Annotated in this window: 25 protein-coding genes; 13 read left to right on the forward strand and 12 right to left on the reverse strand. The window is 51.9% G+C overall.

All coding sequences use genetic code 11. The annotated features are described in order from the left end of the window. Window positions 1-3: 3 nt before the first annotated feature. From EVJ33_RS12820 to EVJ33_RS12830, 3 genes are read right to left on the reverse strand one after another with little or no spacing between them, the layout of a single operon-like run. Window positions 4-645, reverse strand: coding sequence for a hypothetical protein (locus EVJ33_RS12820; protein WP_131437738.1), 642 nt, complete (start codon window positions 643-645; stop codon window positions 4-6). Continuing rightward, entirely contained in the window at window positions 642-1,808 is a 1,167-nt protein-coding gene (locus EVJ33_RS12825) for a DEAD/DEAH box helicase (RefSeq protein ID WP_131437740.1), read from the reverse strand. Before EVJ33_RS12825 ends, EVJ33_RS12820 begins: the two co-directional genes overlap by 4 nt. Window positions 1,809-1,862: 54 nt before the next feature. Continuing rightward, entirely contained in the window at window positions 1,863-2,285 is a 423-nt protein-coding gene (locus EVJ33_RS12830; RefSeq protein WP_131437742.1) for a hypothetical protein, read from the reverse strand. Window positions 2,286-2,645: 360 nt separating this feature from the next. Here EVJ33_RS12830 and pflB point away from each other — a divergent pair, with 360 nt between their 5' ends. Together pflB and pflA are read left to right on the forward strand one after the other, a co-directional pair. Then, window positions 2,646-4,892 (forward strand): formate C-acetyltransferase, encoded by a 2,247-nt coding sequence (gene pflB / locus EVJ33_RS12835; RefSeq protein ID WP_131437744.1) that lies wholly within the window; start codon window positions 2,646-2,648, stop codon window positions 4,890-4,892. Window positions 4,893-4,951: 59 nt separating this feature from the next. Then, entirely contained in the window at window positions 4,952-5,668 is a 717-nt protein-coding gene (gene pflA, locus EVJ33_RS12840; RefSeq protein ID WP_131437746.1) for a pyruvate formate-lyase-activating protein, read from the forward strand. A gap of 38 nt (window positions 5,669-5,706) precedes the next feature. On the opposite strand, the gene EVJ33_RS12845 is transcribed toward pflA, so the two are convergent. Both EVJ33_RS12845 and rsgA read right to left on the reverse strand, forming a co-directional pair. Beyond that, window positions 5,707-6,933 (reverse strand): NAD(P)-dependent malic enzyme, encoded by a 1,227-nt coding sequence (locus EVJ33_RS12845; protein WP_131437748.1) that lies wholly within the window; start codon window positions 6,931-6,933, stop codon window positions 5,707-5,709. A 209-nt stretch (window positions 6,934-7,142) separates the two neighbouring features. Continuing rightward, window positions 7,143-8,117: a ribosome small subunit-dependent GTPase A gene (gene rsgA / locus EVJ33_RS12850; protein WP_131437749.1), complete on the reverse strand. Its 975-nt coding sequence runs from the start codon at window positions 8,115-8,117 to the stop codon at window positions 7,143-7,145. A 244-nt stretch (window positions 8,118-8,361) separates the two neighbouring features. Here rsgA and EVJ33_RS12855 point away from each other — a divergent pair, with 244 nt between their 5' ends. The 6 genes from EVJ33_RS12855 to EVJ33_RS12880 all read left to right on the forward strand — a co-directional run bounded on the left by EVJ33_RS12855 (window position 8,362) and on the right by EVJ33_RS12880 (window position 12,426). Further along, window positions 8,362-8,745, forward strand: a complete 384-nt coding sequence (locus EVJ33_RS12855; RefSeq protein WP_131437751.1) for a lmo0954 family membrane protein — start codon at window positions 8,362-8,364, stop codon at window positions 8,743-8,745. 22 nt (window positions 8,746-8,767) lie between these two features. Continuing rightward, complete coding sequence (locus tag EVJ33_RS12860; protein WP_131437753.1) at window positions 8,768-9,439, forward strand: PspA/IM30 family protein; 672 nt, start codon at window positions 8,768-8,770, stop codon at window positions 9,437-9,439. 86 nt (window positions 9,440-9,525) lie between these two features. Continuing rightward, complete coding sequence (gene liaF, locus EVJ33_RS12865) at window positions 9,526-10,218, forward strand: cell wall-active antibiotics response protein LiaF (RefSeq protein WP_131437755.1); 693 nt, start codon at window positions 9,526-9,528, stop codon at window positions 10,216-10,218. Continuing rightward, entirely contained in the window at window positions 10,215-11,243 is a 1,029-nt protein-coding gene (locus tag EVJ33_RS12870) for a sensor histidine kinase (protein ID WP_131437757.1), read from the forward strand. Before liaF ends, EVJ33_RS12870 begins: the two co-directional genes overlap by 4 nt. After that, a complete protein-coding gene (locus tag EVJ33_RS12875; protein WP_034781089.1) occupies window positions 11,240-11,875 on the forward strand; it encodes a response regulator in 636 nt (211 codons plus the stop codon). Before EVJ33_RS12870 ends, EVJ33_RS12875 begins: the two co-directional genes overlap by 4 nt. Before the next feature lie 5 nt (window positions 11,876-11,880). Beyond that, window positions 11,881-12,426 (forward strand): GNAT family N-acetyltransferase, encoded by a 546-nt coding sequence (locus tag EVJ33_RS12880; protein WP_131437759.1) that lies wholly within the window; start codon window positions 11,881-11,883, stop codon window positions 12,424-12,426. 9 nt (window positions 12,427-12,435) lie between these two features. Here the strand turns inward: EVJ33_RS12880 and EVJ33_RS12885 are convergent, their stop codons facing one another. The 5 genes from EVJ33_RS12885 to EVJ33_RS15570 all read right to left on the reverse strand — a co-directional run bounded on the left by EVJ33_RS12885 (window position 12,436) and on the right by EVJ33_RS15570 (window position 15,985). Beyond that, window positions 12,436-14,328, reverse strand: coding sequence for an ABC-F family ATP-binding cassette domain-containing protein (locus EVJ33_RS12885; protein ID WP_131437761.1), 1,893 nt, complete (start codon window positions 14,326-14,328; stop codon window positions 12,436-12,438). Beyond that, complete coding sequence (locus EVJ33_RS12890; protein WP_131437763.1) at window positions 14,325-15,026, reverse strand: lysophospholipid acyltransferase family protein; 702 nt, start codon at window positions 15,024-15,026, stop codon at window positions 14,325-14,327. Before EVJ33_RS12890 ends, EVJ33_RS12885 begins: the two co-directional genes overlap by 4 nt. 94 nt (window positions 15,027-15,120) lie before the next feature. Then, window positions 15,121-15,381, reverse strand: coding sequence for a hypothetical protein (locus EVJ33_RS12895; protein ID WP_034781079.1), 261 nt, complete (start codon window positions 15,379-15,381; stop codon window positions 15,121-15,123). An 83-nt stretch (window positions 15,382-15,464) separates the two neighbouring features. After that, complete coding sequence (locus EVJ33_RS12900) at window positions 15,465-15,707, reverse strand: hypothetical protein (protein WP_131437765.1); 243 nt, start codon at window positions 15,705-15,707, stop codon at window positions 15,465-15,467. A 128-nt stretch (window positions 15,708-15,835) separates the two neighbouring features. Then, a complete protein-coding gene (locus EVJ33_RS15570; RefSeq protein WP_201739711.1) occupies window positions 15,836-15,985 on the reverse strand; it encodes a hypothetical protein in 150 nt (49 codons plus the stop codon). Between the two features lie 289 nt (window positions 15,986-16,274). Between EVJ33_RS15570 and EVJ33_RS12905 the strand changes: the two genes are divergently transcribed. The 5 genes from EVJ33_RS12905 (at window position 16,275) to map (ending at window position 21,142) form a co-directional block, all read left to right on the forward strand. Beyond that, window positions 16,275-17,126: a CvfB family protein gene (locus EVJ33_RS12905; RefSeq protein WP_131437766.1), complete on the forward strand. Its 852-nt coding sequence runs from the start codon at window positions 16,275-16,277 to the stop codon at window positions 17,124-17,126. Between the two features lie 163 nt (window positions 17,127-17,289). Then, a complete protein-coding gene (gene cshA / locus EVJ33_RS12910) occupies window positions 17,290-18,798 on the forward strand; it encodes a degradosome RNA helicase CshA (RefSeq protein ID WP_201739712.1) in 1,509 nt (502 codons plus the stop codon). A gap of 101 nt (window positions 18,799-18,899) precedes the next feature. Next, complete coding sequence (locus tag EVJ33_RS12915; protein ID WP_131437768.1) at window positions 18,900-19,151, forward strand: hypothetical protein; 252 nt, start codon at window positions 18,900-18,902, stop codon at window positions 19,149-19,151. A 44-nt stretch (window positions 19,152-19,195) separates the two neighbouring features. Next, the gene (locus tag EVJ33_RS12920) at window positions 19,196-20,380 is read left to right on the forward strand and encodes an EAL-associated domain-containing protein (RefSeq protein ID WP_131437770.1); all 1,185 of its coding nucleotides are present in this window, start codon (window positions 19,196-19,198) and stop codon (window positions 20,378-20,380) included. A gap of 12 nt (window positions 20,381-20,392) precedes the next feature. Then, the gene (gene map, locus EVJ33_RS12925) at window positions 20,393-21,142 is read left to right on the forward strand and encodes a type I methionyl aminopeptidase (protein ID WP_131437772.1); all 750 of its coding nucleotides are present in this window, start codon (window positions 20,393-20,395) and stop codon (window positions 21,140-21,142) included. 39 nt (window positions 21,143-21,181) lie between these two features. Here map and menC read toward each other — a convergent pair whose 3' ends face one another. Together menC and menE are read right to left on the reverse strand one after the other, a co-directional pair. After that, the gene (menC, locus tag EVJ33_RS12930; protein WP_131437774.1) at window positions 21,182-22,249 is read right to left on the reverse strand and encodes an o-succinylbenzoate synthase; all 1,068 of its coding nucleotides are present in this window, start codon (window positions 22,247-22,249) and stop codon (window positions 21,182-21,184) included. Beyond that, window positions 22,233-23,603, reverse strand: coding sequence for an o-succinylbenzoate--CoA ligase (menE, locus tag EVJ33_RS12935; RefSeq protein ID WP_131437776.1), 1,371 nt, complete (start codon window positions 23,601-23,603; stop codon window positions 22,233-22,235). Before menE ends, menC begins: the two co-directional genes overlap by 17 nt. Between the last annotated feature and the right edge of the window lie 45 nt (window positions 23,604-23,648).

Raw genomic sequence — 23,648 nt, forward strand, 5'->3', positions numbered from 1 at the left:
TTTTTACGTGGTCGGTTTCGGGATAATGACCCCTTCTTCTAGATCAAGCAACATGTCGATCAGTTCCGCACAAAACTCGGGGAACTGGTCGAGGAACGCACCCGGACCGACCTCATCGGTGAAGTCGATATACAGGTCCGACACGTTACCGGCCATCTTCGCCGGGAGGGCGAGGAACGCCGACCCGAACCGCCAGCTGCCGCGAATATCGAGCAGCTTGCCGAGCATGATGTCACCGACTTCACGTTTTTCGGGGAGGTTGATGCGATATGTCTCTTTTGTCTCCCAGTCACGTAAACCGTCCTCGGTCACTTCGAAGACCGAACAGCGCGGGACCGCCAAGCCCCGGAGCGCGTGATAGAGGGCGGGAGACATGTCAGCCTTATGGTCCGCCAAGTAGCGTCCGTGCGGCGTCATCCCGTCCTCGTCTGTCTCGAAGAAGACGGCCCAATCGATGAACAAGTCGCGGAACAGCTCCGCGTCTTTCAAATGCCATGTGCCTTCCGAGGCGATTTCTTGTATATAGTTCGTCCATTGCGTGCTGCGCGCGAGCGCGGCTTGCTCGTATAACTTTTTCAGCTCGGCCAGCAATTCGGACTCTTCTACGAGCAAAGGGAATGGAATTACTTTCCGGTCTTTTTTCATCGACGCGGTCCTCGCTTGTTCGCAGGGCGTTTGACGACCGGCGGTTTATCCTCGATGCGCTTCTCGATGACGTCGCCACGATAAATCTCGAGCTCTTTCAATTCGACGCCGAGTTGACGGGCGAACGACTTTAAATGCGTCAAATCTTCATCCGTTACGAGCGAGAGAACAGTCCCTGCCGCGTTCCCGCGCGCCGTCCGGCCCGAGCGGTGAATGAAGTCATCAATCGATTCTGGCAAGTCGAAATGGACGACGTGTGTCACTTCTTCGATATCGAGCCCACGGGCTGCGAGACCTGTCGTGATGAGGAGCGGATAGTCGCCTTTCCGGAACTCACGAAGCGTTTCAACACGTTCGCGCTTCCCTTTCAAGCTGTCGAGCATGCGATAGTTCACTTTCATCTTGTCGAGCTCACCTTTCAACGGTGGCAAGAACGAGCGGTTATTGATGAAGGCGAGCGCTTTGACGTTGTCGACATGCGACAGACGGCGGAGCAACTCGGGTTTGTAGCGGCGTGTCGTCAACATGTAGCCGTACGTGACTTGACTGCTCACGGCCCGCTCGATTTTCACGTGTGCCGGCTCTTTTAAGAACGGGGCAGCCCACGCTTGAAGCGTGTCCGTGAGCGTCGCCGAGACGAGGGCGATTTGATGTTCATGCGCTGTGTGCTTGATGATCCGCTCAGCCGATTCTGTCAAACCGCTATCGATGATTTGGTCGGCTTCGTCGAGGACGATCGTGTGCGTCTCGTGAAGTTTCAACTTCTTCTTCTCAATGAGTTCGACGAGTCGACCTGGTGTCCCGACGATCAAATGTGGTTTTTTCTTCAACCGGTCGATTTGACGTTTCAACTCGACGCCGCCGATGAACGAGGCGATGCGGACGTCACCTTTCTCGGTGAAGCGTTGCGCGACCGTTTGAATCTGCATGACGAGTTCACGCGTCGGTGCGACGATGACGACTTGAATGCGGTCGTTCGACGCGTCGATTTTTTCAATGGCGGGTAACAAATAAGCAAGCGTCTTCCCGGTTCCTGTCGGCGCTTCGATCGTGACATCTTTTCCGTCCAACAGAAGCGGGAACGCTTCGGCTTGGACTGGCATCGGTTCAGTAAAGCCAAGGCGATCCCAGGCTTCGTTAATAAATGGTTTTGTAAAGTTCATATCATTTCTCCTTATCGTTGGGCAAAAACAAAGGAAGCATAAGTGCTCCCTGTCTTAGATATACCGAACATGTTCTGTGTCTTGGTCGAATGAAGAGCGGAGTGTCTGTGTGAACGTCTGTCCGTCCTCGATGAGTTTGATGTGTACATCGATCTGGTCAGTCGACGCTTCGACGCCTTCGACGGTGAAGCCTTGATAGACACGATACTGCAATTCTTTCGTCAACCGTTCGTATGAAGCGAGCTCCGGATACGTCGCTGCCACGTCAATCGGGCGCGAGATAAGCGCCGCGAGCAAGTGATCGCGGTAATCGATGAAATCCTCGTTTTCGATGTCGTCGTCAAAGCGAATCCAAAAACCTGCTTCTTCAAACTCAGTGATAAATCCGTCACGCTGTTCCCCGTTCTCTTCTACTTTAAGAGAGATCCGGTCACCTGTCTTCAAGTCGTGAGCGGGTGTCAATAATTCGTACGTCATGGGAAGAACCCCTTCCTCTTCTACAATGTTCTGCCTTCATTGTGTCCGATATAAGGCAAAAATTCAAGTTCTATCCCCGAGGTGTGAGGTACATCACTCTAAAAACTGTATAAATCGACACATCCTATTTGAAATGGTACAGAAACGAGTAGAATCCTATTCCAACAAGACTTATCTGTTTCAGAAGTGATTGAGTTTGCAATATAACAGTATTTGAAGCGCTTACAAAAACGGCTTTATGCCAACGTTCATGAGATTGTTACAACTTTCACAAGAATGTAAAACATAATGTTCACGTTTTCACGTACACTCAACTTATAGAAAGCACGCAGTTATCTCAACTATGAGGAGTGACCCACAATGGCAACCGAAATTAAATCAGCCTGGTCAGGATTTGTACCTGGGCAGTGGACGAACGAAGTGAACGTTGGTGAGTTTATCCGTTTGAACCGACACGAGTACACATCGGACGATTCGTTCTTAGCAGGACCGACCGAAGCGACGAACCGTCTTTGGGCACAAGTGATGGAATTGACGAAAGAAGAGCGGGAGCGCGGTGGTGTTTGGGCGGTCGATCAAAACAACCCATCAACAATCGTCTCGCACGGACCGGGATACTTAAACAAAGAACTCGAGAAAGTGGTCGGCGTTCAAACGGACGAGCCGTTCAAACGCTCGATTCATCCAAACGGTGGAATCCGGATGGTCGATGCTGCCCTTGAGTCATATGGTTTCGAGCCAAACCCTGAAATCACAAAGATTTATTCGGAAATCCGCAAAACGCACAACCAAGGTGTATTCGATGCGTACACACCAGAGATGCGGGCGGCGCGTAAGTCGGGCATCATCACAGGCCTTCCTGACGCTTACGGCCGCGGACGGATCATCGGCGACTATCGTCGTGTTGCCTTGTACGGGTTAGACTTCTTGATTGCAGAACGTAAAAAAGATTTGGCCAACCGTGGCGGTTTCTTGTCAGAGTCAGATATTCGGACACGTGAAGAAATGTCTGAGCAGCTCCGGGCCCTTCAAGAATTGAAACAGCTCGGTGCGGCGTACGGGTTTGATCTCGGCCGTCCAGCTGAAAATACACAAGAGGCGTACCAATGGGTGTATCTTGCTTATCTCGCGGCTGTCAAAGAACAGAACGGTGCCGCGATGTCGCTCGGACGCGTCTCGACGTTCCTCGACGTTTATGCAGAGCGTGATATCGAAGCAGGTCGTTTGACCGAGTCGGACGTTCAAGAAATCGTCGACCACTTCATCATGAAGCTCCGGATCGTCAAATTCTTGCGCACACCTGACTATAACGAATTGTTCTCAGGTGACCCAACGTGGGTGACCGAGTCAATCGGTGGGATGAGTGAGGATGGTCGCTCGAACGTGACGAAGAGCTCGTTCCGCTTCTTGCACTCGCTTACGAACCTCGGCCCTGCACCAGAACCGAACTTGACGGTGCTTTGGTCAACGAAATTGCCTGAAGGATTCAAACAATATTGCGCGAAGATGTCGATTGAGACGTCTGCGATCCAATATGAGAACGACGACCTCATGCTTCCAGAGTTTGGCGACGATTACGGCATCGCCTGCTGTGTGTCACCGATGAAGATCGGGAAACAGATGCAGTTCTTCGGAGCCCGTGCCAACATGGCGAAAGCACTCCTTTACAGCATGAACGGAGGACGTGACGAGAAGAGTGGCGACCAAATCGCGCCGGTTTGGGAGATGAACACCGAAGACGTGCTCACGTACGACAAAGTGTATGCCGACTTCGACCGGACACTCGATTGGCTCGCCGAACTTTACGTCAACACGCTCAACGTCATCCACTTCATGCATGATAAATATGCGTACGAACGGATTGAGATGGCGCTCCACGACCCTGAGATTTTACGGACAATGGCATGCGGAATCGCCGGCCTCTCGGTCACGGCAGATAGTCTATCGGCCATCAAATATGCGACCGTGAAACCGGTCCGCAACGAACAAGGCATTGCCGTCGATTTCGAGACGGAAGGCGACTTCCCTAAATTCGGAAACAACGACGACCGCGTCGATGCAATCGCCGTCGAACTCGTTGAGTCGTTCATGGAAAAAGTGCGTAAACATAAAACGTACCGTGACGCGCTCCATACCCAATCGGTCTTGACGATCACGTCAAACGTCGTCTACGGCAAGAAGACAGGGAACACACCGGACGGACGCCGTGCCGGCGAACCATTCGCGCCAGGTGCGAACCCGATGCATGGCCGTGATACGAAAGGCGCTGCCGCTTCGCTCTCTTCAGTCGCCAAACTTCCGTTCGAGCATGCGCAAGACGGGATCTCATACACATTCTCGATCGTACCGAAAGCACTTGGTAAAGAAGAAGTAGCTCGTGAACTCAACTTGGCGGCACTCCTTGACGGTTATATGGGCGGCGAACATAAAGGACATCACTTGAACGTCAACGTCTTCAACCGTGAGACGTTGCTCGATGCGATGGAGCATCCGGAAGAATATCCACAACTCACGATTCGTGTCTCTGGATATGCGGTCAACTTCATCAAGTTGACACGTGAACAACAGATCGACGTCATCAACCGGACGTTCCACGGTTCATTGTAAGTAGTCAAGGCTTGGCGGCCTTCATCTGAGGGCCGCTCATTCGTTAGGAGGTCATTTCGATGACAATGGGATATGTACACTCGGTCGAATCGTTTGGAACCGTTGACGGCCCGGGAATTCGTTTTATCGTCTTTTTACAAGGTTGTGCGCTTCGTTGCTTGTATTGCCATAATGCTGATACGTGGGATTTCAAAAAGAATAACCATCGTTCGGCCGAGGACGTCATTCAAGAAGCGCTCAGCTATCGTCCGTTCATGGAAGCGTCAAAAGGCGGTATCACAATTTCAGGGGGCGACCCGCTCGCGCAACCAGAGTTTTTAGAGGCGCTCTTGCGGGAAGCGAAGAAACACGGGCTTCATACGACACTCGACACATCGGGTGCACTCCGTCCCCCTAACTTGGACGCGATTTTGGACCATACGGATCTCGTCTTGCTTGATATCAAACATATCGATGATGACATGTGTAAGAAGCTGACGGGACGTAGCAACGTCAACACGCTCGCGCTTGCTGAACATCTATCCGAGCGCGGAACGAACATGTGGATTCGCCACGTCCTCGTCCCAGAATGGACGCTTGATGAGGGGGCGCTTCGCCGTACGGCGGCGTTCATCCAAAAACTCGACCACGTCGAGAAAGTCGAAATTTTGCCATACCATGAGATGGGTGTCTACAAGTGGGAGGCGCTCGGTCTCGACTATCCGCTCAAAGGGATTAAACCCCCGACGACGGAAGAAGTCGAATGGGCGGAAGGCATCTTACAAGGAACCGTCTAAAAAACTGCGCAGACCGTCATGGTCTGCGCAGTTTTGGATTACAAATGTTTTTGACTGACGTGCTGACGGATGGCGGCCTCATCGAGCGGACGTTTGGCAACGCCTGTCTCGACGGCGGCTTTGGCGACTGCGACCGCCACGGCCGGTGCGATTCGCTCATCGAACGGGCTCGGGATGACGATTCCGTTCGCTAAATCATCCTCGGTCAACAAGTCGGCGATTGCGTGGACGGCCGCTTCTTTCATCTCTTCGTTAATCTCGGTGGCACGAACGTCAAGCGCCCCGCGGAAAATACCGGGGAAAGCGAGGACGTTGTTCACTTGGTTGGCGAAGTCGGAACGACCGGTCGCAACGACACGCGCCCCGGCTTTTGTCGCGAGGTCCGGCATAATCTCCGGAATCGGGTTCGCGAGTGCGAAGATGACCGGACCGACAGCCATCGAACGAACCATATCTTCCGTGACGGCACCCGCCGCCGAGACACCGATAAAGACGTCAGCACCTTGAAGCACGTCGGCGAGCGACCCTTCGTGTTGCTTCCGGTTCGTCGCTTTGGCGATTTGATCTTTGAACGGGTTCATCCCCTCGACACGCCCTTGGTAAATCGCACCTTTCGTGTCACAGATGACGAGGTCTTCGACGCCGAAACGCTTCAACAGTTTCGCGATGGCAATGCCGGCAGCCCCGGCACCGTTCATAACGACCCGAAGTTCAGGCATCGTCTTGTCGACGAGGCGCAAGGCGTTGACGAGACCTGCTAGCACGACGATGGCCGTCCCGTGTTGGTCGTCATGGAAGACGGGAATCGGGAGCGTCTGTTTCAGGCGCGCCTCGATCTCGAAACATTCGGGCGCCTTGATGTCTTCTAAGTTGACGGCACCGAACGTCGGTGCAAGCAGTTCGACTGTCCGGACGATCTCATCGACGTTATGCGTGTCGAGACAAATCGGGAACGCATCGACCCCAGCGAAGCTTTTAAACAAGACAGCTTTCCCTTCCATGACCGGGAGCGCGGCCTCTGGACCGATATTGCCGAGGCCGAGGACGGCACTTCCGTCCGAGACGACGGCGACTGTGTTGGCGCGGAGTGTATAGTCATAAGACAATTCTTTATCTTCAGCGATGCGACGGCACGGTTCGGCGACACCTGGTGAGTAGGCGAGGCTGAGCGCTTCTTTTGTATCGACATCGACTTTCGGTGTCGTTTCCAATTTTCCGTGGTGCATGGCGTGCATCTCGAGTGCGCGTTCGTTCAATGTTTTCATAAGTCTCTCCCTATGTGCTAGCGATTTTGAGCTTTGACAATACGAGTCCATTGTAACGGAGAAACCGCTTACTTTCGAGGGTTTTACCTGCATTTGGACGAACTATTTCTGAACGGTTGTTCACAAATATCGGATTGATGATAAGACTTGGTGCTAAATCAGGAAGGTCAAAAAAGGAGCCACAATTTTTCTGTGACTCCTGTCGTAGATTACGCTTTCGTTTTTCGTTTCTTCTTCTCGGCGAGACGAGCCGCTTCCGCTTGTCGTTTTTCGGCGTAGCGGAGTTCGCGCTCGAGCTTGACGAAGCTTTGATAGCGTTTCGCATCGAGCATACCGTTTTTGATAGCGCCTTGGACCGCACAACCAGGTTCGGTCTGATGCGAACAATCCCGGAAACGGCACGTATCCGCGAGTGTCTCGATATCCCGAAACGTGTCGTCAAGGTGATCGGCCCCGTCCCAAAGCCCGAACTCACGCATGCCCGGGGTGTCGATGACGAACAAATCGTCGATTCGAAACAGTTCGCGATGCGTCGTCGTATGCTTACCGCGTTCATCGCTCTCGCGGACGGCCTGTGTCTCAGCGACGATCGTCCCGGCGAGCGCGTTCGTCAGCGTCGATTTCCCGACGCCGGACGAGCCGACGAGCACGATCGTGCTTCCGCTCGGCAGTGCGGCTCGCAACGCTTCGACGCCGTCACCAGTGACTGAACTGACAGGGAAGACGTCGACCCCAGGAACCGTCAAAGCGAGCTCATCGACGAGCGCCTCGGTGTTGTCGACTTGGTCTGATTTCGTCAAGACGATGAGCGGCGTGGCGCCGGTTTCCCACGCGGCAAGTGAGTAACGCTCGAGCCGACGCAGATTGAAATCGTGTCCGCACGCCATCGTGATCAAGATAAAGTCGACGTTCGCACAGATCAGCTGTTCGCGCGTCTCGTTGCCGGCGGCTGCCCGTGATAGGACAGTGCGCCGTTCAAGGAGACGTCGAATCACGCCTTGACCATGTTCGCGAACGGTGAACTCGACGAAGTCACCGATGACCGGATAGTCGCGCTCGCTTTCGGCCTCATGTCGAAATTTTCCGGTGACGCTGCACGTGTAGGCTGCATTTTCGGTCGTGACCGTGTACATATGTTGGAACTGTGCCGTGACACGTCCCGTTGTGATTGTTGTTTGATTCAAATAGAATCCTCCTCTTAGTAATGGAGGACAGTCGCCCTCCGATTGGCTGACAAGGTGTATACTGCGTTGAATACGGTGCTCATAAAACATCATCCTTTCATTGTTCGATGCATCCAGTATAACACACGATTTGGGAACGCTATCATCTCAGTCTATAGACCGAGGGAAAACAAGCCTTCCGCTCGTCGCACTATCGAAAATAACGTATTATGATAAGAGTGTACTTAACGAGGAGGGATAATCGATGAATCGCCAGGTGAAGCAAGTATTGTTCATTGTGGCCGCGATCTCTTTAGTTCTCGTTCTAATCGGCTTTTTACCGAACATGATTATGTTCGGTTTGGGGGCGCTCTTAGCACTGTGGGCTGGAGTCAGATTCATGGCCGTGACACATGTCGGCGCAAAAATCGGTTACGGCACGCTTGCCGTGATCGGGATCATCACCATCTTATCGAATATTTGGGCATTAATCGGGATTGTGGTGGCATGGGTATTGTTTAAAGGGTATATGATGTATGCCAACCAAAAACAAGACGTCGAGATTTTCAATGCGGACGGGTCGCGTGCGAGCCGCAGCAGCTTTCAATCGTTCGATCAAGTTTGGCAGAAGTTTGTAAACCGTCGCTAAGATTCAAAAGGAGGACATCAAGATGAAAACACCATTTGACCAGTTTCGTGATTTAGCTAACGAGTTGACGAAAGAACTATCGAAAGAAATGAAGAAGTTCCAAGAAAAAGAGGGTCCACGTTCGGCACCACGTTCGAGTGGGGAAGCCGAATTGAACCGCCATATCCGTGGGGCTGAGAAAGAGGCGCTGTCAGTCGAACGTCTCGTCGAACGTCAAAAGGCATTACTTGAGGAACTCGCGACGAAACGCGATGACGCCAAGCAGATGGCCGATAAGCGTTATGAGCAGACCGAGCTTGCCAAACAAGCGGGCGAAGACAAGCTCGCCGAACGGGCGGCGCTTGAGTCGAAACACTACGGGGAGCAATATCGTTATTTCGAAGGTCTCCTCGACGAAGGAACACGTGAACTCGATGCCCTTGAACGTCGTGCCCTCGAGATGCGACTGAAGCTCGATGAGATGCAAAACAAACGGTACGAATTTGCGATGCGTGAGAACCTGGATCTATTGAAAGGTGCGCTCGATCAAATCTTCGGGGCGGAGACGTCGAAGACACATCCGTTCACGGAAGAAGAGAAAAAAGAAGAAGACAAGCAACAAGAACCGGCTGCTGAAGAGAAAATTGATGCAGCGGACGAAGATGATTTCGAAGCAAAATTGAAAGAACTTGAGCGTCGCTTCAAACAAGACTGACGCAACGGTTCAGCGATGGTCCGGCGAATTGTTGGGCCATCGCTTCTTTGCTTCATGTTACATACTGTCAGAGAGGGGGAAGCAACGTGGAACGTTGGAACACACGCCAAATCATCGGCTTTATGATTATTTTATTCGCGATTGGACTATTTATCGATATCATGACGGGTGGTAACAGCGTCCTCTTTAGCATGGTCGTTCCGTTATTGCTGCTGTATATTGGGCGTCGTTTCAGTCGTAAAGGCAATCAACCGGTCAGTTATATCTTTTATGGGATTGGCGGTATTATGCTCGTCGGGCTCATCTTCTCGTCGGCGGCGTTCGGCTTTGTGTTATCCGGCTTATTGCTCATGTTCGGCTATCGGCTGTATAAAAACCGTCCACTCGAATCGAGCCGGTTCAAGTCACATATCCGCCAAGAACAAGCGTTTTCGTTCGGGACGAAAGAGAGCGGTCACTACGTACTTCAAGACACGAATGAATTCTTTTTGTTGCGTGACGTCGAACTCGACCTATCGCGCGCCATTATCCCTGAAGGAGAGACGTTCCTGTTGTTGAACGGACTCGCCGGGGATATCCGAATTCTCATTCCGGCCGGCTACGATTACTCGATTGATGCCTCGATTGGTTTCGGCAAGATTCAAGTCGATGAGTCGAACTATTCACCGGTGTTCAACCGTCGCTTTTACACGGCCTCGGACGACTATCCAGCGGCGACACGGAAAGTCCGGATTCATATCGTGCTCATGAGCGGAAGTGTCGAGGTGATGACCGTATGAAGAAGGATTCGTATCCAAGGACGGTCGTCTGGCATCAGCTATTCAGCAGCTTGCTGACGGCGTTGTTCGTGACGATTGCGTTTTTAATAGGTGACTCGACTTCACTCCGAGATTTGTTCACACGTGAAGAAGGGTTGCCTTTCGGTGTGTCTATCCTCGTTATCGCTGTTTTGATCGGCAGCATCTTCGGGGTTGGTTCTTATTTTTATTTACGACGTGACTTCCGGGAAGTGGCGATCGCCTTGTGGAAGCTCGAGAATCAAAAAGAGATCACGTTCCGTCCGCTGTCGCCTTACCGCGATACGCTTGAGCGGATCGCCCGGATTGCTAAGCAACGCACGGAAATGGTCGAGATGGCCAAACGGGTAGGGGATCGGCCTGTCAGCGTCGAGGAAGCACGGAGTGAGGCGGTCGTCGAAGAACGACGTCGTGTCGCTCGGGAGCTGCATGACTCGGTCAGCCAACAACTATACGCCATCTCCATGATGACGACGGCGGCCAAACAGACGATCACTTCAAAACCGGACGTGGCTGCCAAACAAATCGAACAAGTCGAGGTGATGGCACAAACCGCTCAGGCGGAAATGCGCTCGCTCTTGTTGCAACTTCGTCCGGTCGAACTCGAAGGGATGACGCTCAAGACGGGAATCGAGCGGCTGTTAGAAGAATTGTCACGTAAACAATCGACCGAGCTCGTCTGGCGTCTCGAAGAAGTCGAGTTGTCACGCCATACCGAGAACGAACTGTTCCGCATCGTTCAAGAAGCGATCAGCAATACGCTTCGCCATGCGAAAGCGAAACGGCTTGAAATCGAAATGCGGACCGTGCAACAGACGGTCATCTTAAAAATTAACGACGACGGGATCGGCTTTAATGTCGATGATACACAAGTCGCCTCATATGGCTTACAATCGATAAGAGAGAGGACGGCTGAGGTCGGCGGGACGTTACGACTCGTCAGTGTGCCTGGCGTCGGTACTCAGATTGAAGTGCGTGTGAAACAACAAGTGGAGGGGTTACAATGATTCGAGTCGTATTGATTGATGACCATGAGATGGTACGGGCTGGTGTCTCGGCGTTCTTGTCGACGCAGCCTGACATCGAGGTCGTCGGAGAGGCATCGGACGGCGCGACTGGGGCCGAGCTTGCCATCGCCGAGAAGCCTGATGTCGTCTTAATGGATTTAGTGATGGAGCCCGTCGATGGGGTCGAGTCGACGAAGCGGATCAAGGCGAGTTGGAAAGAGGCCAAAATTTTAGTCGTGACAAGTTTTTTAGATGACGAAAAAGTGTATCCGGTCATCGAAGCCGGGGCGATGAGTTACGTCTTGAAGACAGCGAACGCCAACGAGATCGCCGATGCGATTCGTCAAACGGCAGCCGGTAATCCGGTCATGGCTGCCCAAGTGACGGGCAAGATGCTCGAACGGCTCCGTCACCCGGAAAAGACGTTGCATGAGAGTCTGACGGCAAGGGAACGTGAAATTTTGCAATTGATGGCGGAAGGGAAATCGAACCAAGTCATCGCCGACGAACTATACATCTCGTTGAAGACGGTAAAAACACACGTCTCCAACATTTTGACGAAGCTTGACGTCTATGACCGGACGCAAGCGGTCGTCTATGCGTTTCAACATAACATTGTCAGTAAAGGGTGAGCGACTTGCTTCCAACGATTGAAACGGAACGACTCCGTTTACGACATCTTGACTTAACAGACGCCGGACGGCTGTTCACCATCTTTTCAGACGCCGATGTCTTGCGTTATTACGGCATGGAGCCTCATACGTCGTCCTCCGAGACGGAGCAGATGCTTGCCGGTATGATTGAAGGGGTGGAGTCCGGTGCGGTGATACGCTGGGGCATCGTGACGAAAGAGACGTCCGACTTGATTGGGACGATCGGATTCCACAATCGGGCACCGCGACATCGACGAGCTGAGATTGGCTATGAGATTCACCCGGACTACTGGCGTCACGGTTACGCCACGGAAGCGCTCCAGGCCGCCTTAACCTATGCCGGGCAAACAGGCGAAATGGAGCGAATCGGGGCCATCGTCTTCACCGAGAATATCGCGTCGCAACAAATGCTCGAAAAGAACGGGTTCTCGCGGGAAGGGACTCTTCACCGCTATATGCGACAAGGTGACCGTGCGCACGATGTGCATGTATATGGCTATACGACAAACAAGGATCACGCCGACACGTGATCCTTGTTTTCATTTCTTCTGTGCTTGAATTTGTTCATCGAGCTCCGATAAATATTCCCAACGCTCCATTTTCGCGTCGAGTGCTTCTTTTAAAGAGGCGATATCGGCGTACAGTTCATTCACTTTGCCGAGGTCGCTTCCGGCTGCAGCGAGTCGGGCCTCCGCTGCTTCAATGTCAGACTCGAGAGATGCGATGTCATCCTCGATCGTCTCCCATTCCTTCTGTTCTTTGAAAGTGAATTTGACGACGTCGACTTTGACGCGCTCTTTCTTTTCTTTCGATTCTTTCTTCACTTGTTGCTTCGTCTGTTCTTGGAGCGTGGCCAAATAGTCACTGTACTCCGCATGATAGACGTTGATCGTCCCATCTTCAAAGGCGATGAGCTGTTCGGCGATGCGGTCTAAGAAATAGCGGTCGTGACTGACAGCGATGACCGTCCCTGGGAACGACTCCAAATAGTCTTCAAGGACAGACAGTGTCTCCGTATCGAGATCGTTCGTCGGTTCATCTAAAAATAGCACGTTCGGCTCGTCCATTAAAATTCGGAGCAAGACGAGGCGGCGTTTCTCACCACCAGACAGCTTAGCGATTAGTTTATATTGTGCGTCCGGTGTGAATAAGAAGCGTTCGAGCATCTGACTGGCCGTGATCGTCTCGCCGTCCGGCGTATAGATGACTTGGGCAATGCGCTCGATCTCGTCAATGACGCGGCGCGTCGTGTCTTCGAATTCGACTTGTTGTCCGTAATACCCGAGATGGACCGTCTCACCGTGGATGACCGTTCCGTTCGTCGGTTCGAGGCGGTGGGCGAGCAAGTTCATGAGTGTCGTCTTCCCGCTTCCGTTCGGTCCGACGATGCCGTACCGTTCACGTCGTCCGAACAGCCATGTGAAGTCTTGAATGAGCAAGTTGTCGTCATAACCAAAGGACAAATTCTCCACTTCGATTACTTTCTTCCCGAGGCGGCGTGAACCGACAGACATTTCGAGCGCCTCATCCTCAGCGAGCGTCTCTTGATGCTTCAAATCTTCGACGCGTTGGATGCGCGCCTTCTGTTTGGTCGTCCGAGCCTTGGCACCGCGGCGCAACCAGGCGAGCTCGCGGCGCAAGATGTTTTGGCGCTTCTGCTCCATCGAATGCGACCGGGCCTTACGTTCGGCCCGTTTCTCAAGGAAGAGCTCATAGTTGCCGTCATAGAAGTAACTCGTCCCGTCGGCAATCTCGAGAATGTGGTTCGTGACCCGATTCAAGAAATAGCGGTCGTGGGTGATGAGTAAGATGGCGCCTCGATAATCGGCCAGAATCGTCTCGAGCCAAGCAATCGTATCGGCGTCGAGTTCGTTCGTCGGCTCATCGAGTAACAACAGGTCGGCTTCGTCGAGTAAGGCGGCGGCCAAGGCGACCCGTTTTTGTTGTCCTCCGGAGAGCGAGCTGATTTCTGCCGTTACGTCCGGAAGACCGAGTCGGTTCAAAATCGACTTCAGCTTTGCTTCGGTCTCCCACGCGTCGGCGGCGTCGATCGCTTGTTGAGCTTTCATAAAGCGTTCTAAGCCTTTTTCACTCGTCGGGTTCGCCTCGAGTGCTTGGCGCGCTAGTTCGTATTGCTTCAATGCCTGGACGGACGGGGTGTCACTTGTGAACAAGGCGTCTAAAATCGTTTGACCGGGTGCGAAGTCGACCGTTTGGGTCAAATAACGAATCCGGTAATCGTTCGGGTGTTGCATCGAACCGCGGTCTGCCGTCTCGACGCCGGCGATGATTTTTAAGAACGTCGACTTTCCGGAGCCGTTGACGCCGATGACACCGATGCGATTGCCCGGATGGATGGTCATCGTGACGTCATCGAATAACACTTTATCTGCAAATTCTTTATGGATCCCTTCGATTGCTAATAAACTCATGATTCTTCTCCTTCAACGACGCGGCGAATCATCGTTTCCGCAAGCGCGGCGATTTCTTTGTTCGGGACGTCGGCCGGGTCGATGACCGGTAAAAAGGTGACGTCGACCGTACCCGGGGTGATACGGTTTTTCGTCTCGAGCAAATGGTGACTTCCTTTGATGGCGACCGGGACAATCTTGGCGCCGCTTGAAGTGGCGAGCGTCAGGCTACCGGCTTTAAATTCTTTAATCGGCCCGCCTTTTGAGCGGGTGCCTTCTGGGAAGACGATAATCGACTGTCCTGATTGGATTGTCTCGACACCAGAACGAATCGCTTTAATGGACTGGCGGCGGTCACCGCGGTCGATAAAGATACAGCCCATCAGCTCCATCCAGCGTGGGATGATTGGGAATTTTTGAACTTCGATTTTTGAGATGAACGCTTTCGGATGTTTCGTTGCCGTAATCATGATCGGGACATCAAAGTTCCCTTGGTGGTTCGCGACGTAGACGACCGGTTCGTTCGGAATGTTTTCTTGACCGTGAACGCGGACACGGGTGCCGGCAATGCGGAGTAGAAAACTTGCCCATTGATAGGCGACGGTTTGAACGTACGCGTAACGTTCAGGTGGTGTCAGACGTTTTGCTTTCGGATAAAACGGAAGCGTCAGCGGTAAGACGGCGAAAAAGGCGATAAACCAGATGGCGGTGCGGATCATACATATTTCTCCTCTCGATCGTTCAGTTATAAGTCTAGACACGAAGAAAGAGTCTTCCTCTCTTGACGAGAATCCGACTCTTCGGCATGAATCTTTATTCCCAGAAGCGAGAATCGCTTTCCTCTTCTTCTTCCTCGAGTTCGAACGTGATTCGTTTATTCACCGGGTCGACGGCAAAGTAAGCCCCGTCTTGTTCGATGCTCTTGAACTGCATGACTTGGTCACTGCCGATTTCGAGCGTGAGTCGAATGCGGTTGTCATCGTCAACGAGCAAGATGCCGTCTTCTTTCAGCCATAGCTCCATGACAGGTGAATAACGTAATAGCCATTCGTTCGATAAAGGGATTTCATTCATACGTGTTTGTGCCTCCTACGGGTTGAGTCCGTTTTGCTCTCTGTCTACAATAGAATAACAAAAGTGGAGGGGGAAGACGAGCGTTATGTAGAACGTTTACGCGTACTCGAATGCATGCGTGCCACGATGCGTTTAATTTTTTTCTCGTTGCGGCGTTCGATGAGCAAGACGTTCGTTTGTGCGACTAACTGTTTAAATGAAGATAAGCCCATGGCGAGCAATACAGCGAACAGGAATGTACCGATCGGGTCTTTGAAAAAACCGGTTTGGAGCGAGACGGACAAACCGACGACTGAAAGAATCGTGGTGAGAAAATAAAATAGCATGAATGACTCTCCCTTCCCAGATGATTCAATTGTAAAAGCCGAACGTTATGTTCGTTCGACAAACACATAAAAAATCCCTTTTTCTGTCGGAACAAAACAAAAAAACGCCTTCTGTCAGGAGAGGGCGTTTACTCTTGGACCGTCGTGATGGATGAGGATACGTTTGTATCGACTCCGTTAGAAAAAATGAAGCTAAGTGAAGCGAGTAGCGCGAAGAAAGCAATCAATAAACCTTTCATGAAGCGCTTCGCGAATGATCGAGATTGTACATCAAACATTTTATATCCCCCGTTCGGCCATGGCTGAAACCTAAATCGCTAAACAACACTTCCTTAATAATAACGTTTTCAAAATGTGGATACTAGATGGAAAATGCACGTTCACAAAATTGTCATAAAATTTGAAATAAGGACGTTAGAACGACCGCCAACTCGTTCGCTAACTTGCTGAACTCTTGTTCACAAATTAGACATAATTGGATGGAGCAGTGAAATCGAACGTGATATGATTAGGAACGTGTGTAGGTAGGTATACTGACAGTAATAGATGAAAAAGGATGTGGATTGTATGGCATTACGAGCAGGAGAAGTAGTAGACTTGGTCGCGGAACGTTCAGCTGATTTTGGTGTGTTTATCGGAAACGGTCGCGAAGAGGTACTCCTTCATCGAAAGGAACAAACAGAGGAAGTCGCAGTCGGGCAGACGGTACGTGTCTTCCTTTATCATGACTCGGAAGGGCGCCTCGCTTCGACGATGACGATTCCGAGCGTTACGTTCGATGACTATGAGTGGTATGAAGTGACAGGAGTCCGCTATAACACGGGCGTATTCGTCAATATCGGGATTCAAAAGGATGTGCTCGTCTCATTAGATGATCTTCCTGAGAACCGGTCGTATTGGCCAAAAGAAGGGGACAAGCTTTGCATTCGTCTCAAGTACGACCAAAAGAGCCGTCTTCTCGGGGAACCGGCACATTATGCGTACTTGAACTTGTTGGCGCGTCCCGCTAAAGAAGAATGGGGCAATCAAGATGTTCATGCGATCGTCGTCAATCGACGCGAAGTCGGTGTGAACGTCTGGGTCGAAAATGAGTCACTCGGTTTCTTACATGAAGCAGAGATGACACGTTGGCCACGTCTCGGTGAGCAATTGACCGTACGTGTGACGCAAGTGAAACAAGACGGGACGGTACTCGTCTCGATGAAACCTCGGGCCTATGAAGCGATCGACCCGGACGCGGAAAGTATCCGTGCTTATATAGAAGAACGCGGCGGTCAAATGCCTTACGGCGACAAGACGGCGCCAGACGTGATCGATCGTGAGTTCGGGATGAGTAAAGCGGCGTTCAAACGCGCACTCGGGAAACTGCTGAAAGAAAAGCAAGTTGAAAAACTCGACAATGGCTATAAATTGAAATAAGATAACTCATGTCCAGGTGGCTATGAAAAGTTTTAGAATGTATTTCTTTCATTTTAGAAACAAATGCGTTATAGTAGTAAGAGTTGACTACGAGGAAACATTGGAAAAACGTCTGTAGAACTAAACCTCAGACGTTTTTTGTATGAAAAAAGGAGAATATAATTTGACAAAATTCCAAGATTTACAGTTAAGTGAAGCATTAGTAAAAGGTGTACTCAAAATGGGCTTCGAAGAAGCTACACCGATCCAAGCTGAGACAATTCCTGTCGCACTCACAGGAGTGGACGTATTAGGTCAAGCGCAAACAGGTACAGGGAAAACAGCAGCTTTCGGTATTCCGACAATTGAGCGAATCGACACAAAGGCACGTCAAGTCCAAGCACTTGTTCTTGCACCGACACGTGAACTTGCGATTCAAGTTGCAGAAGAATTGAACAAAATCGGTGAAGCGAAGCGCGTTTACGCACTTCCAGTCTACGGTGGCCAACAAATCGACCGCCAAATCCGTGGTTTGAAAAAGAACCCACAAATCGTCGTTGCCACACCAGGCCGTCTCATGGACCACATGAAGCGTAAGACGATCAAACTCGACGAGATCCAAACTGTGATCTTGGACGAGGCAGATGAAATGCTCAACATGGGCTTCGTTGAAGATATCGAGATGATTTTGAAAGGCCTTCCGGCTGAACGTCAAACACTTCTCTTCTCAGCGACGATGCCACCACAAATCAAGAAGATTGCTGAGCGCTTCATGAAGTCGCCGACAATCATCAAAGTAAAAGCGAAGGAAATGACAGTTGAGAACATCAACCAACAATTCCTCGAATTGCGCGAAGGTCAAAAATTCGATACGCTTTGCCGTTTGATTGACATCGACTCGCCAGAACTCAGCATCATCTTCGCTCGTACGAAGAAACGTGTTGACGAAGTGACAGAAGCACTCATCAAACGTGGTTACACGGCTGATGGTCTTCACGGTGACTTGACGCAATCAAAACGTGACCAAGTCATCCGTCGTTTCAAAAACGGCACAATTGACATCTTGGTCGCGACAGACGTTGCAGCCCGTGGTCTTGATATCACAGGTGTTACACACGTTTATAACTTTGACGTTCCACAAGATCCGGAAAGCTACGTGCACCGTATCGGACGTACAGGCCGCGCTGGTAAAACAGGTACAGCCCTTACGTTCATCACGCCACGTGAATTCGGTCAAGTCAAAGCAATTGAACGCGTAACGAACAAGAAAATGAACCGTCGTCACGTACCGACAATCTCAGAAGTGCTCGAGGGCAACCAAAAGCAATCGGCTGAAGAATTGATCGAACGTGTACAAGCGGGCGACTTCAAAGCTTACACGCAACTTGCGACTGAGCTTCTTGAAGAATACGAGGCAGTCGAGCTTCTTGCAGCGGCACTTCGTGGATTGACGAAAGAGCCAGATTCAACTCCGGTTGAAATCTCGTATGCAGAACCAGTTCGCGTCAAACGTCAAGGTGGACGCAACGACCGTGGTGGATACCGTGGAAATCGCAGTGGCGGCGGCGAACGTCGTGGTGGCGGTGACCGTGGTGGACGCAGCGGTGGCGGCGGTGGATACCGTGGCAAACGCACGGGTGGAGAAGACCGTCGTCGTTCAGACGACCGTGGCCCACGCCGTCCGCGTGACTAATCAATAACCAAAAACCGCATCTCCCTAAGTGGATTTGCGGTTTTTTTTTTGGTGTCATGCTACACTAAACGAGTAGAGACAGAAGAATGAGGTGTCAACGGATGATTGAACTAGGTTTTGGTCTCGTCATACTAATGGCGTGCGTCCTGGCTTTGAAACCGATTATAACGCGGACCGAGCGTCCGAACTTCCGATATATCCCGGTCGCCACGCTCTTGTTCGGCGCCATGATTTGGCTTGTGATGTCCATTGGCGTCGGCGGGAAGATGGGGATTGGCTACGGCGTGATGAGTATCGTATATTTCATTGCTTGTTTCGGTGCCTATATGTATGTGCATACACGAGCGAGCTGAACCCAGCTCGCTTTCGTGTTTAGAAAAAAGACGAGGTGATCAAAGTGGATGCAGTGGATGTGATGATGAACCCGGAGGAAGTCGAAGTGACATTTGAACCGATTCTCGGGGCTGCTACCTTTCAAGTAGAGGGGTATATGGTGCATGGACAGTTCAGGGGTGAATCGCTCACCCCATTCTTTTATGACGATGACGTTCCACTCGAATACCAGCTCGATATCGCTAAACGGATGGAGCGTTTAGCGGCCGAGCAGTTACGAGATGCGACGCAATTCGTCACGTTCCGATGTCGTTCAGAATGGATTCTCGAGCAAGGTGGCGAGGCGTTTTTGGCTCCGCTTCGAGAATTGAATTTTCCGCTTCATCGCATTTATGTGACGCTCCAAGGGACCGATCTCGTCGACGTATCGCGTTTGTCCCGTGTCGTCCAGTATTATCGTTCTTCCGGTGTCAAAGTGGCGCTCGACTTTGCGGAGTCAACGAGCATCGAAGATATCATGACTGTCGCACCTGAGATGCTGCTCGTCGATTTGGCGACGATGGTCGAGAAGAAGACGTTGTCGGTCACGTATCCGCAAATGCTACAGACGATGGAATATATCGCGTCTCGTCTTGGGGCGCCGCTCCTCTATAAATCAATCGACCATCTTGGACAGCTACGCTATGCATGGCGTCACGGCGGACGTTATTATATGGGAAGTCTCCTCGGTCAACACGATGCGACACCGCCGCGCGAAGCGAAGGGAATGAGCGTGTTGACGCAAGAAGTGCCGTCTTTCTTCCTGCATGACCAAGAGCGGATCAAGCGCTTGTATGAGCTCGAGTTCGAACTCCATAAACAAATCCACGACCTCGTCCAAAGTGGGAAATGGTCGCGGGATAAGAAAGATGAATGGCTGCTCCACATCGCCCCGAAACTCGAAGGGACGTTCGTCCGTTACTATTTGACGGACCAAACGGGCTTCCAAACAAGTGCGAACGTCTATCAGACGCAGTCCGCTTGGACGGTCGATAACACGTATCGCGGTTACAATTGGAGCTTCCGGCCGTACTTCATTCGAACGATGGCGGCAATGGACGTGCGCGGACGAGGTTATTTGTCCGAGGATTATCGCGACTTCAGTTCGAACGAAGTGACGCGGACGTTCAGTTATCCGTTACCGGACGGCATGTTTCTGTTTGCGGATTTATCCGAAGAGTTCTTATACCAAAATCGATTATTAGATTGAGAGGGAAAAAATATGTTGGATTATGATTACGATGCATTGCGCGAGATCGGGCGGATTGTCGCCTTGGCCCGCGACGAGATGGCGAAAGCGGTCAAACCGGGCATGACGACGAAACAGTTGGATGAGATTGGGCAACGTATTTTGGAAGCGGAAGGGGCCGCCTCGGCACCGATCACGATGTACGAGTTTCCAGGATATACGTGTATTTCCATCAATGAGGTCGCAGCTCACGGGATTCCGGGTGACCTCGTCATCCAGGACGGGGACGTGGTCAACGTCGACGTATCGGCTGTGAAGGACGGCTACTATGCGGACACAGGACGTACGGTCATCGCAGGAACGCCGAAATCCGCGAAACACGAGCGTTTGGTCGAGGTGTCATTGACTTCGCTCGAAGCAGGTCTCAGCAAAGTGAAGGCTGGGGTCAAGGTCAATCAAATCGGGAAAGCGATTTATGCCGATGCCCGTAAGAATGGCTTCACGGTCATCCGTAACTTGGCGGGCCATGGCCTCGGTCGCACGCTTCACGGTGAGCCGGAGACGATTTCAAACTACTATAGCCGTGAAGAGAACGACATCTTGAAAGAAGGACAAGTCATTGCCGTCGAGACGTTCATCTCGACGAAAGATGAAATCGTCTATCAATCGGAAGAGGACGGTTGGTCGTTGTTCACCCCGAATAACAGCTTCGTCTCGCAGTTCGAGCATACAGTCGTCGTTACGAAAGATGGCTATGAAGTGTTGACGGGCACGTTCCGTTAACCATGAAAAAGGCAGCAGACCTCGTGTCTGCCGCCTTTTTTAGATGAGTCGGATCGTCTCTTCGCTCAGTCGCTTGATGATTGTCCAATCCGGTGCGACCTGGTCGGGGAGAAGCAGCTGTCCGTTCGCAACCTCGAGTGGGGTGTCGAGTAGGTCGGTCTCAAAGTAAGCGCTCGTTCCGGCCATATCAGCCGGATAAGCGGCTCCGCTCAATGAAGCGAATAAGAGCGTGTGATAGCGGCCGATTGAGGACTCGTACATCCCTCCGACCCAATATGGGGTGTCGCTGTCACGAATCGCGAGTGCCGCATTCAACCCGCCGACACGGGCCGGTTTAATATTGACGATCCTGCCTGCTTTGAGCCGGTTCATCGTTTCGAGGTCTTTGACGTCGGTAATCGATTCGTCGAGGCAAATCGGAGTCTCGAGTCTCGTCTGTAAATCGGCCGATGCGGACCAATGTTGACTTGGATACGGTTGTTCGATCATCAATAGGCGATAGGCGTCTAACGCCTCGAACCAGTCGAGTGGTTGCTCCGAGCCACTGCCGTTCAAATCGATCATGAGCGGGGCATCCGGAAAGACGCTACGAATCTCACTGAGCGCGGGAAGCAGTTCGTGCGGGGACGCTTTTAATTTGATGCGTTCAAATCCAGAATCGAGTGCCGCCTCAATCGAGTTCAGTGTTTGACTGAGCAGACCGATGCCGATTGTTCGGCCGCACGAGACGGTGTCTCCCGCTTTGAGGTATTGCTTTAACGTCATGTTCGAACGGGCGGCTTCAATCTCCCATAATGCGCTTTCCCACATCGCTTTTGCCATCTGATGTCCGATGATGGAATTGACTTGAGTACCAAACGAGGCAGCGGACAACGTCATGCCTTTCAATAGTTGGACAATCAAGGCAGATACCTCCGTGACAGAGCGTACCGTCTCGGCCGTATACCAAGGTGTCTCGAACGCGACACCTTCTCCGTATCCGATTATTCCGTCGACCGTCTCGACGCGGAGGATGACGGTTCGTCTCGTCGTCAAGACGGCGTGGGCGGTGACGATCGGATGTTTGAACGTGAGGGGAACGATATATAGTTCAGCGCGTTGAATCATGGTCGGCCTCCTTTAGACGATGACGCATCAATTTTCCGTTGGCGTTACGTGGGAGTATGTCGATCGCAATCCAATCTTTCGGATGCTTATATGCCGCCAAACGGTCGTGCAGCAATTGTTTCGCTTGGTCGAGGTCGAACGAGCCGACCGTGAAGGCGATTGGAACTGCTCCCCACGTCGGGTCAGGACGGCCGATGACGCCGACGTCCTCGATACCCGGACAACGTAAGAGAACACTCTCGATTTCAGCCGGATATATGTTTTCGCCGCCAGAGATGATTAAATCACTACGGCGGTCATGGACATACAAATAACCGTCCGTCATCGTGCCGAGGTCGCCGGTCTGCCAATAACCGTCGTCGGTCCAGGTGTCGGCCTCAGGTTGCTGATAATAGCCGGGAGTCACCGTCGGACCTTTCACTTCGATTTCCCCGTCCGGATTGATTCGAATCCGTGTCGGAGCGATGGCTTGACCGCTTGAACCGAGGTGAGCCAGCGCCTCGGATGGTAAGAGCGTCGCAACTTGTGAACACGTCTCGGTCATCCCGTATGTTTGGGCGACAGGTAACTGCCGCCGCTCGGCTTCTTCGAGCAGTGGCTTTGGTACCGGGCCTCCGCCGACGAGAAGGAGGCGCAACTGATGGCGGGACAAGCCGGCATCGAGCAGACGGTGGAGCATGACCGCAACGAGTGAGATGTGGGTGATTCGTTCCGTCACGATCAACTCGAGTGTCCGGGCGACATCAAACTTCGATTCGACATAAAGTGTCGAGCCGAAACGGGCGCTCCGATATACTTGGGCGAGCCCGCTCATATGAAACAGCGGCGTCACGACGAGCATCCGGTCGCTCGCCTCGTAGCCGAGGTGAGAGTTGGCCGCTTCGGCGCTTGCGATGTGATTGCCAAACGTCTGTTGGACGGCTTTGGGGCGTCCGGTCGTTCCTGAGGTGAACATAAGCGACATGACGTCCTCGTTTTGCCAATCGTACGATGTGAGGATTGCCGTTTCATCTCGGGACGTCACGACGAGTTGCTCGATCGGGTGATCAATCGGTGCATCGACGAGCAACACATCGACATCAGCCGTCTCGATTTGTCCCGCGAGTTCGCTCGTCGTCAGCCGTGTATTAAAGGGGACGAGCACTTTTCCGAGAAGCTGAACGGCATGGACGGCGATGACGTAGTCAGCGCTGTTGGCGGCGAATAATCCGATGTGACGGGCATCCGGAACGGTGCGATTCAAGAAATGGGCCAAACGCGCACTCTCATCCATCAACTCAGACCAAGTCCATCGACTAGAGGCGGTGACGAGCGCCATTGCGTCATGCTGATGTTGTTTCAAATAACGATTCATCTGAATGACCTCCAAAAAAAGAGTAGCGAAGTCGCTACTCTTTGT

It is taken from the genome of Exiguobacterium sp. SL-10, assembly GCF_004337025.1.
Taxonomy (GTDB): Bacteria; Bacillota; Bacilli; order Exiguobacteriales; family Exiguobacteriaceae; genus Exiguobacterium.

Bases quoted from the DNA above. Each gene is read 5' to 3' on its own strand.
- EVJ33_RS12820 (WP_131437738.1), bottom strand. From the start codon at position 645: ATGAAAAAAGACCGGAAAGTAATTCCATTCCCTTTGCTCGTAGAAGAG.
- EVJ33_RS12825 (WP_131437740.1), bottom strand. From the start codon at position 1,808: ATGAACTTTACAAAACCATTTATTAACGAAGCCTGGGATCGCCTTGGC.
- EVJ33_RS12830 (WP_131437742.1), bottom strand. From the start codon at position 2,285: ATGACGTACGAATTATTGACACCCGCTCACGACTTGAAGACAGGTGAC.
- pflB (WP_131437744.1), top strand. From the start codon at position 2,646: ATGGCAACCGAAATTAAATCAGCCTGGTCAGGATTTGTACCTGGGCAG.
- pflA (WP_131437746.1), top strand. From the start codon at position 4,952: ATGACAATGGGATATGTACACTCGGTCGAATCGTTTGGAACCGTTGAC.
- EVJ33_RS12845 (WP_131437748.1), bottom strand. From the start codon at position 6,933: ATGAAAACATTGAACGAACGCGCACTCGAGATGCACGCCATGCACCAC.
- EVJ33_RS12855 (WP_131437751.1), top strand. From the start codon at position 8,362: ATGAATCGCCAGGTGAAGCAAGTATTGTTCATTGTGGCCGCGATCTCT.
- EVJ33_RS12860 (WP_131437753.1), top strand. From the start codon at position 8,768: ATGAAAACACCATTTGACCAGTTTCGTGATTTAGCTAACGAGTTGACG.
- EVJ33_RS12870 (WP_131437757.1), top strand. From the start codon at position 10,215: ATGAAGAAGGATTCGTATCCAAGGACGGTCGTCTGGCATCAGCTATTC.
- EVJ33_RS12875 (WP_034781089.1), top strand. From the start codon at position 11,240: ATGATTCGAGTCGTATTGATTGATGACCATGAGATGGTACGGGCTGGT.
- EVJ33_RS12885 (WP_131437761.1), bottom strand. From the start codon at position 14,328: ATGAGTTTATTAGCAATCGAAGGGATCCATAAAGAATTTGCAGATAAA.
- EVJ33_RS12890 (WP_131437763.1), bottom strand. From the start codon at position 15,026: ATGATCCGCACCGCCATCTGGTTTATCGCCTTTTTCGCCGTCTTACCG.
- EVJ33_RS12895 (WP_034781079.1), bottom strand. From the start codon at position 15,381: ATGAATGAAATCCCTTTATCGAACGAATGGCTATTACGTTATTCACCT.
- EVJ33_RS12900 (WP_131437765.1), bottom strand. From the start codon at position 15,707: ATGCTATTTTATTTTCTCACCACGATTCTTTCAGTCGTCGGTTTGTCC.
- EVJ33_RS15570 (WP_201739711.1), bottom strand. From the start codon at position 15,985: ATGTTTGATGTACAATCTCGATCATTCGCGAAGCGCTTCATGAAAGGT.
- EVJ33_RS12905 (WP_131437766.1), top strand. From the start codon at position 16,275: ATGGCATTACGAGCAGGAGAAGTAGTAGACTTGGTCGCGGAACGTTCA.
- EVJ33_RS12915 (WP_131437768.1), top strand. From the start codon at position 18,900: ATGATTGAACTAGGTTTTGGTCTCGTCATACTAATGGCGTGCGTCCTG.
- map (WP_131437772.1), top strand. From the start codon at position 20,393: ATGTTGGATTATGATTACGATGCATTGCGCGAGATCGGGCGGATTGTC.
- menC (WP_131437774.1), bottom strand. From the start codon at position 22,249: ATGATTCAACGCGCTGAACTATATATCGTTCCCCTCACGTTCAAACAT.
- menE (WP_131437776.1), bottom strand. From the start codon at position 23,603: ATGAATCGTTATTTGAAACAACATCAGCATGACGCAATGGCGCTCGTC.